At 42.0% G+C, this 7,722-nt stretch carries 6 protein-coding genes, 1 pseudogene and 1 riboswitch; of the genes and pseudogenes, 3 read left to right on the top strand and 4 right to left on the bottom strand.

Features of this window, described 5'->3' with window-relative positions:
* From QNK26_RS12690 to QNK26_RS12700, 3 genes and pseudogenes are all read right to left on the bottom strand, one after another.
* Positions 1-373: pseudogene (locus QNK26_RS12690) on the bottom strand (hypothetical protein); the annotation flags it as partial.
* Positions 373-1,605: an ABC transporter permease gene (locus QNK26_RS12695; protein ID WP_319223458.1), complete on the bottom strand. Its 1,233-nt coding sequence runs from the start codon at positions 1,603-1,605 to the stop codon at positions 373-375. The gene QNK26_RS12695 and the pseudogene QNK26_RS12690, both read right to left, overlap by 1 nt.
* On the bottom strand, positions 1,602-2,372 hold the full coding sequence (locus QNK26_RS12700) for an outer membrane lipoprotein-sorting protein (protein WP_319223460.1): 771 nt from the start codon (positions 2,370-2,372) through the stop codon (positions 1,602-1,604). Before QNK26_RS12700 ends, QNK26_RS12695 begins: the two co-directional genes overlap by 4 nt.
* 112 nt (positions 2,373-2,484) lie before the next feature.
* A riboswitch (purine riboswitch) is annotated at positions 2,485-2,584 on the top strand.
* Positions 2,585-2,608: 24 nt separating this feature from the next.
* On the opposite strand from QNK26_RS12700, the gene add reads away from it, so the two are divergent.
* Positions 2,609-3,604 (top strand): adenosine deaminase, encoded by a 996-nt coding sequence (gene add / locus QNK26_RS12705; protein ID WP_319223462.1) that lies wholly within the window; start codon positions 2,609-2,611, stop codon positions 3,602-3,604.
* A 69-nt stretch (positions 3,605-3,673) separates the two neighbouring features.
* Here the strand turns inward: add and QNK26_RS12710 are convergent, their stop codons facing one another.
* Positions 3,674-5,077, bottom strand: a complete 1,404-nt coding sequence (locus QNK26_RS12710) for an MATE family efflux transporter (RefSeq protein WP_319223463.1) — start codon at positions 5,075-5,077, stop codon at positions 3,674-3,676.
* A gap of 129 nt (positions 5,078-5,206) precedes the next feature.
* Between QNK26_RS12710 and QNK26_RS12715 the strand changes: the two genes are divergently transcribed.
* On the top strand, positions 5,207-6,085 hold the full coding sequence (locus tag QNK26_RS12715) for a LysR family transcriptional regulator (protein ID WP_319223465.1): 879 nt from the start codon (positions 5,207-5,209) through the stop codon (positions 6,083-6,085).
* Positions 6,086-6,355: 270 nt separating this feature from the next.
* Positions 6,356-7,722 (top strand): ABC transporter ATP-binding protein (locus QNK26_RS12720; protein WP_319223467.1); only part of this gene is annotated, 1,367 nt, incomplete at its 3' end.

The raw sequence follows: 7,722 nt of genomic DNA on the forward strand, positions 1-7,722 counted from the left end.
CATCAATACCCAGTAAGGTCACCCCGCGCGTATCTCGCTCACTGGCTATAACAGCCGGCACTTTTATCCTCACCGCCCAATCAGTGACTGGCGACTTCGACATCGCAGCACTAAACGCAGCGTCAGGCATGGCAAAACTGTTCACCACACTCGGATCATCGCGATATGCACTGTGGTGCACTTGCACAAAACCCGGCAACGCTTTTAAACCCGATGTAACCATGTCATTAGTCATACCACGCATCAATGCTGTCATGAAAACCATTGCCCAAACAGCTACAACAATCGCAGCGAGCATAATTAAGGTGCGGCGATAATTACGCCATAAATTACGCCAAGCTAATTTAAACCCACTTGTTGTCGCTAACCTCATTACACCGCCCTCATCGCATCAAGTGCGTTTAATCGACGGATCTTCCATACCGGATACAAGGTGGCAAGGCATGAAAACAACATCACCACTAATGGTCCAGCAAAAGCGCCTAACAGAGAGATCTGCGGGTAAATTCTATCTGCCATATTGAACTTCTCCGTCATCTCTTCCATGCCTTCATAGGTCAGTCCATTGAAATACAAATAGACGGTAATCGACATACCAATCGCCACACCAAACACTAATCCAATCAACGCCATTAAACTGGTTTCCAACATAATTAAGCGGCTTATATTTGACGGTCTTAAACCTAATGCCATCATGGTGCCAAATTCACGGGTACGCTCTAACACCGACATCAATTGGGTATTCATCACCGAGAAAGATACTAACAAGATCAAAATGAAATACATAAACACAGCACCACCAATATCTGCTTGAATGGCCTGTTTGATACCCGGCATCAACTCATCCCAATCGCGTAATAACAATTGCTGCTTAGTATCCTTGGCAGCAATTAACGGTCTGATGGCATTTTTGGCATTGTTAAGCGATAACGGGTCGGCAGTCTTGATCACTATGTAGTTCGCCCTATTCTCGCTATAAAAAAGCGATTGAAAATAGTTTAATGATACTTGCGCTACATTTCGGTCTAACTCAGGTATTCCCGAGGTAAAGATACCAACTACAGTAACAACACCCGCAGCGATAGACCCCTCCCTATCTGAGCCCAATAATGTCACTGTATCACCAACGGTCAATTTAAGGTTTTTGGCTAAAATACGGCCTAAAATAATAGCGTTGGTATCACTCGGGGTTAAATAACGGCCCTGTTTGACCACGCCCGATATGGTTGAAGTATGTTTATCAAAGGCAGGTTGTACACCAATAACTTGCGCACCAAAAGAACGAGAATCACTGGATAACAGCGAAAATGCACTGCCACGAACACTGACCGCATCAGAAGATAATGTTTGGCGAATTTGAGTCGCTAACTGGTTGGCATTATTAATATCATAACGCTGTTTGGGTTGATCGAGATAACGACTGTCTTGGATTTGTAAATGGCCACTAAATACATCTAATGAATTATTTATCATCATATTATAGGTACCAGATTGTAGCGAAAACATAAATACCAATAACACATTTGAAAAAATCATCGCAGAAATCGTTAACCAAGTTCGGGTTTTATGCCGCCATAAATTTCGCCAAGCAAAGGTAAATATCATTGGCGTGGATTCCTTAAATTTGACAGGGTAAAAATACGATCACTGATATCAATATTAAACTTAACATCAAGCGTGATCATCTCTGTCCATTCGTCAGGATTATCAGTTTTACTCATTCGTATAGTGCTGGCAATCGCACGGCCATCGAAGGTTTTGATTTCGGTTGTTGTTAAGGTTTTGACCAGCACGTTTTCTTGATCCCAAAACTGCTGTTCAAGTAACACATAATCATCTCTGACTTTGAATACTTCTTTACCCCAAACCACTGGCGCATCATCATGGGGAATAGAAGTGATGGTATAGATTTTATGACCATCAACTTTGGCGATTTTTGTTAGCGAGTGCTGATAGTCATCAATCACATCGGTTGATTTACTTATATCATTATTGGAAAAGTCACCGCCCATCCATGACTGGCTCATCATCGACGACGGAATACGAATAACGCGATTAATTTTCGGTGAAAAGGTCCACATCTGGTTATCATCCGTTAACGTGGCGCTACCTTTATCTTTACGCGGTGATTCAACACGAACTAACGATTTTTTATCACCTTGCGTCCACGCCAACATGGTCATTTCACGTTGCCAATCAGCGCGGTGGATTATCATGGTCATTTTAGCTTTAGAGTTCTCACCTCGCCATTGCTCCATTGCCGATCTGATGATTTGCTGTGCTGACCGCGCAGGGGGAAAAATATCTGATTGATTAGCCAAGGTGCAAGATGAAAAAATAACGATCAAAAAGTAAATAAGTCGTTTATACATATGGATTCCTAAATGTAAGAGCTAACTTTATCTGATGCACTATTGTCAATATAGTAGTGATACCGTTAATCTACCCATTGAAGCGAATTGCAGAGTCGTTTTCAGACTGCTAAACTACTCGGTAAAATTACTTCGTATAATCCCAATAATATGGTTTGGGAGTTTCTACCAAGACCCTTAAATTCTTGATTATGAAGTCTGTAACTTTAAACCTAAAAACATAAAGGTAGAGACTCATGAACTATTTTAACTTACCGAAGATTGACTTACATTGCCACCTAGACGGCAGTGTTCGCCCAGAAACAATCATAGAACTTGCGCGAGAGCAAAACATTACCCTACCAAGTTATGACATTGAAGAGATCAGAACCTTAATGATCGCACCTGAAACATGTATTGACCTTGGTGAATACCTCCAGCGTTTTGACTTACCATTATCGGTAATGCAAACAGCTCAAGGCATCGAGCGCATCTCTTTTGAAGTGTTTGAAGATGCCGCTAAAGAAAATGTCAAATACCTTGAACTACGTTTTGGTCCAATGCTACACCTAGAGCAAGGTCTGACCCTTGAGCAAGTGTTTGACAGCGTCGTAGCGGGCATGAAGCGTGCTGAAGCGCTATATGACATCAAAGGTAACTACATTTTATCGATATTGCGTCACATGCCAAAAGATAGCATTAAAGAAGTACTCGATACTGCGGCTAAATACTTAAATGACGGTATTGTGGCATTCGATCTCGCAGGTGGTGAAGCGCCAGGGTTCTGCGCAGAGTTTGTTCCTTACGCACAATATGCAATTGAAAAAGGTTACCGTGTAACCATTCATGCAGGTGAGCAAGGTGTCGGTCAGAATGTATTTGATGCCGTGTCATTATTAGGTGCAGAACGTGTGGGTCATGGCATCCATATTACTGGTCATGACGGTGCATACGAACTAGTTAAAACACAAAACGTGGCATTAGAAACATGTCCGAGCAGTAATGTGCAGACTAAGGCTGTTGAAAACTTAGCAAGTCACCCGGTTAAAGCCTTCTACCAAGACGGTATTCAAATCACCATTAATACCGATAACCGTACGGTATCAAATACCACTATGACAGATGAAGTACGTAAAGTAATGGAAGAGTTTAATCTAAGCCGTGAAGATTACTTCAACATTTACAAGGTCAGTATTGAACATGCATTTGCATCTGACTCGGTAAAACAGCATTTATTGACGTTCGCAGAATAGCGCCTGCGTAACGGTGATAAGTTAGCATCAGGCGGGCATCAGTCCCGCCTTTTTAATGCCAGATATTCATTAACTAAGGCAACAGCTAGCGTTAAGCTCAGCCATTTTTTCACGTTGTTTTATATCTTGCCATACCAACGGTGCGACAATAACAAATAATACGATGTTAGATAAAGGTAAGGCTAACCAAATACCATCGACTCCCAACCATTGCGGTAAGAAATATAAAAATGGCAATTGAATTAGCATATTACCGAACGATATCGATAATGCTTTAGCGCCCTTGCCTATCGCCATAAAATACATCGAAGACAACACGATAATACCATCTAAAAACATCGCAAACAGATGCAGGTGTATACCATTCTTAGCCGCGGCAGTCAGCTCCGCGTTGCCACTAGTGAACAAACTAATAATGAGATTGGGCATCACGTTTAAAGCAACAATAAAACCCACCCCCGCAATAACCGTGACTTTTACCGACAACAACAGCATCTTTTTAATATTGTCATATTGCTGTGAACCAAAGTAATAGCTCACTGGTGGCTGCATACCTTCTGCAATGCCTTCTGCAACCAAGTAATACATTGTCATAATGTAGCCGACAATCGCGAATGCCCCCACCGTCACCGATGTACCATATTCCATGAATAAACGGTTATGCAGTGCAAACACAAAACTGGTATACAAATACATCACTAACGCAGATGAGCCTAAACTCACAATCCTTGCGGCCATGCGTGGGTGAATCATAATGAACTGTCGCTTAAACGTTAATGTTGAATGCGCTGATAGAAAATAAATAATCCCGACAATACACACAACAAATTGCGCAATGATTGTTGCGAACGCCGCGCCTTCAAGCTGCCACTGCCATAATCCGATAAACACATAATCAAGTACAATATTTAATAGCGCCCCCAGAACCATCAGTCCCGTGGCGATATTTGGGCTTTCATCATTACGGATCAGCATCGGAATTGCCGTTGCCATAATCGTTATAATGGTCGCATTAGCAAACACAGCGACGTAATCGAAACCCAAATTAAACGTAACGCCTTCACCGCCTTGAATACGCAGTAAATCTTCGCCCCATAAAGACAGCCCAAACGTTGAACACAAAGCGAATACCAGCATTAATAAAAAGCTGATATTAAATGCTTGTTGCGCTGCATTCTTATCGCCTTCACCGCGCTTTATTGATATCAAGCTACCACCACCCATACCAAGCATTAAGCCAAAACCAGAGATCACAAACGTGATCGGCCACGCCATATTGATGCCAGCTAAACCATCAACACCAACATAATGGCCAACAAAAATACCATCTATAATTTGATAAAGACCGCTGACAAGCATCGCCGTAATCGACGGGATCGCGTAACGCCAGAACGACGCTTTAATCTCAGCATCCGATGCTAAGCCGTTCTCTTGACGATCTAATGATCCTGATTGTAATGGCGCTGTACTCACAAAAACCCCTTAATAATATCAACTACGTTATATTTTTGTGAATTATGCTTGTTTTTGCTATTGATGAAAGTTAGCATCCATCCGATTTCCGGATAGTTAAAGAGAGTTTAACAAAGTGAGAGCCATAAAATGAATTGGACAGTCGATCAGTTAGAAGCATTTGTCACCGCAGTAAAACTCGGGTCATTCTCTGCCGCTGCACGGCATTTAGGTAAAGCGCAATCACGGGTCAGTACCGCAATCGCCAATTTAGAAGCGGATCTTGATATAATCTTGTTTGATCGCAGTGCCCGATTACCGGTACTCACGCTAGCAGGCGAAGATATGTACGACGAAGCAGAGGCCGTGTTGCTACAATGCCAACGCTTGCAATCTCGCGCACTAACGGTGTCCGGTGGTGAGGAAATATCTTTAACGATTGCAATGGACGAAGCCTCACCAATCATGGCTTTCCAGAATTTATTTGAAGACCTCGCGAAGCAATTCCCATTACTTAAAATCAACATTATCACAGGCTCTCAAGCCGACATTGCAAAATGGGTTGATGAAAAAAAAGCCGACCTCGGGATGTTATTCCACTTACAACGGTTATTAGAGTCGTTAGAGTTCGTTTCTATTGATAAATTTACGCAGACTTTAATCGTCGCGCCCAAACACCCTCTAGCCAACATTCCTAAACCGAAAATAGAACAATTAAATCAATTTAGACAGTTAGTTATTCGTGATCGTATGGGAATAACACAGGCTAAAGCAACATCACCTAATCATTGGCATATTGACAGTTATTATTACATCACCGAATTGGTGATCCGCGGTCTGGGTTGGGCATTGGTTCCAGAGCATGTCGCTAGCATGCATTGGTATAAAGACGCCTTAGTTGAATTATCCACCGCCCATATTACAGACCCTTTATTGATTGAAATGGGCATTGTTAAACGCCGAGATCAAGCGAATGGTCCCGTCATTAACTGGATTTATCAAACGCTAGGACTAGGTGTTACAAAATAGTGTACTTATTACTTTTGGGTTAACTTTATGTGAAAAGCTTAATATTCTACACTTAAATAGTTTTGATAAATCTAAAAAAACTAGTGATAACCTGCTTTTTAGTGCAAAAAATTTGCGGAACCTAGATTTTTATACCTTTTATGTTGCTTTATCGCAGGTTTTTTGTCAGATTAATACTCACGTAACATATCAGTGACATGTTCTGCTGATAATGAATGGAATCAATTTTTCAGACTGGATGTAGAATCATCGAGTTATAAGGGTCTGGTCATGTCTTTATTAGAAGTAAAAAATCTTCGCATCGAATATCCGTCTCGGCATGGTGTTCACGCCGCTGTGAAATCATTGTCTTTTTCTATCGAACGCGGTGAAATCGTTGGTGTAGTTGGCGAGTCTGGTGCAGGTAAATCAACGGTGGGTAATGCCATTATTGATCTATTAAGTCCTCCAGGTGTGATCGCGAGCGGCGAAGTTTTCCTCGAAGGTGAAAAAATATCTGGTTTAACGCCTGAAGAGATGCGCTCAGTACGTGGCTCTAAAATCGGTTTTATTTTCCAAGATCCAATGACGTCACTAAATCCATTGTTTACTATCGAACAGCAAATAACAGAAACAATTCTTGCGAATTTAGATGTAAGCAAAGCGGAAGCTTACCGCCGTTCACTTAGCTTGATGGAACAAGTGGGTATCCCAGAACCTGAATTACGTATTAAACAATACCCTCACCAATTTTCTGGTGGTATGCGGCAGCGTGTCGTTATCGCTATAGCCCTGTCTTGTGAACCCGATCTAATCATTGCTGATGAACCAACGACTGCACTTGACGTATCAATTCAAGACCAGATTTTAACCTTGATCCGCGAGCTGTGCCTCAAGAAGAATGTTGGCTGTATGCTCGTTACCCATGATATGGGCGTCGTATCAAACGTTACCGATAAAATAGCGGTTATGTACCGTGGTGACCTTGTTGAATTTGGTCCAACCAAGCAAGTACTTAGCGAACCTAGCCATGATTATACTCGTAGCCTTATTTCTGCCGTACCCCGTTCCGATATCAAACTAGATCGTTTTCCGCTAGTTAGCTATATCGAAGAAGCGGCCGAGATGAAGCAAATCGACATTAAGAACCACTGGTTAGGTCAAAGTGAAGATCAACGTGATTACCAAGGACCGCTACTGACTGTTGAAGATGTAAGCCTGCGCTTTGTAACCAAAGATTCATTCTTTGAAAGCAAGCGTGAATACGTACAAGCATCAAACCAAGTAAGCTTCGAAATCAATGAAGGTGAAACCTTTGGTCTGGTGGGTGAGTCAGGTTCAGGTAAATCAACCATTGCCCGTATTATCGCCGGTCTTTATGCCCCGAACGAAGGTAAGATCACGTTTGAAGGCATTGACTTGACAGCATTAAAATCTGAAAAAGAACGTCGTCCTATTCGTCGTCAGATGCAAATGGTATTCCAAAATCCATACACCTCGATGAACCCAAGAATGAAAATTTTTGACATCATCTCAGAACCTATTCGTTTTCATAAACTGGCCTCGTCTGAAAAAGAGATCCGTCAAATTGTGCATGATCTACTTGATCATGTGGGACTGGGTAGAATGGCAGGGGTTAAATACCCACACGAATTCTC

Origin of the sequence: Moritella sp. (assembly GCF_033791185.1) — a bacterium.
In the GTDB taxonomy this organism is placed as follows: domain Bacteria; phylum Pseudomonadota; class Gammaproteobacteria; order Enterobacterales; family Moritellaceae; genus Moritella.

Coding starts and splice junctions, on each gene's coding strand:
- QNK26_RS12715 (WP_319223465.1), top strand. CDS start 5,207: ATGAATTGGACAGTCGATCAGTTAGAAGCATTTGTCACCGCAGTAAAA.
- QNK26_RS12695 (WP_319223458.1), bottom strand. CDS start 1,605: ATGATATTTACCTTTGCTTGGCGAAATTTATGGCGGCATAAAACCCGA.
- add (WP_319223462.1), top strand. CDS start 2,609: ATGAACTATTTTAACTTACCGAAGATTGACTTACATTGCCACCTAGAC.
- QNK26_RS12700 (WP_319223460.1), bottom strand. CDS start 2,372: ATGTATAAACGACTTATTTACTTTTTGATCGTTATTTTTTCATCTTGC.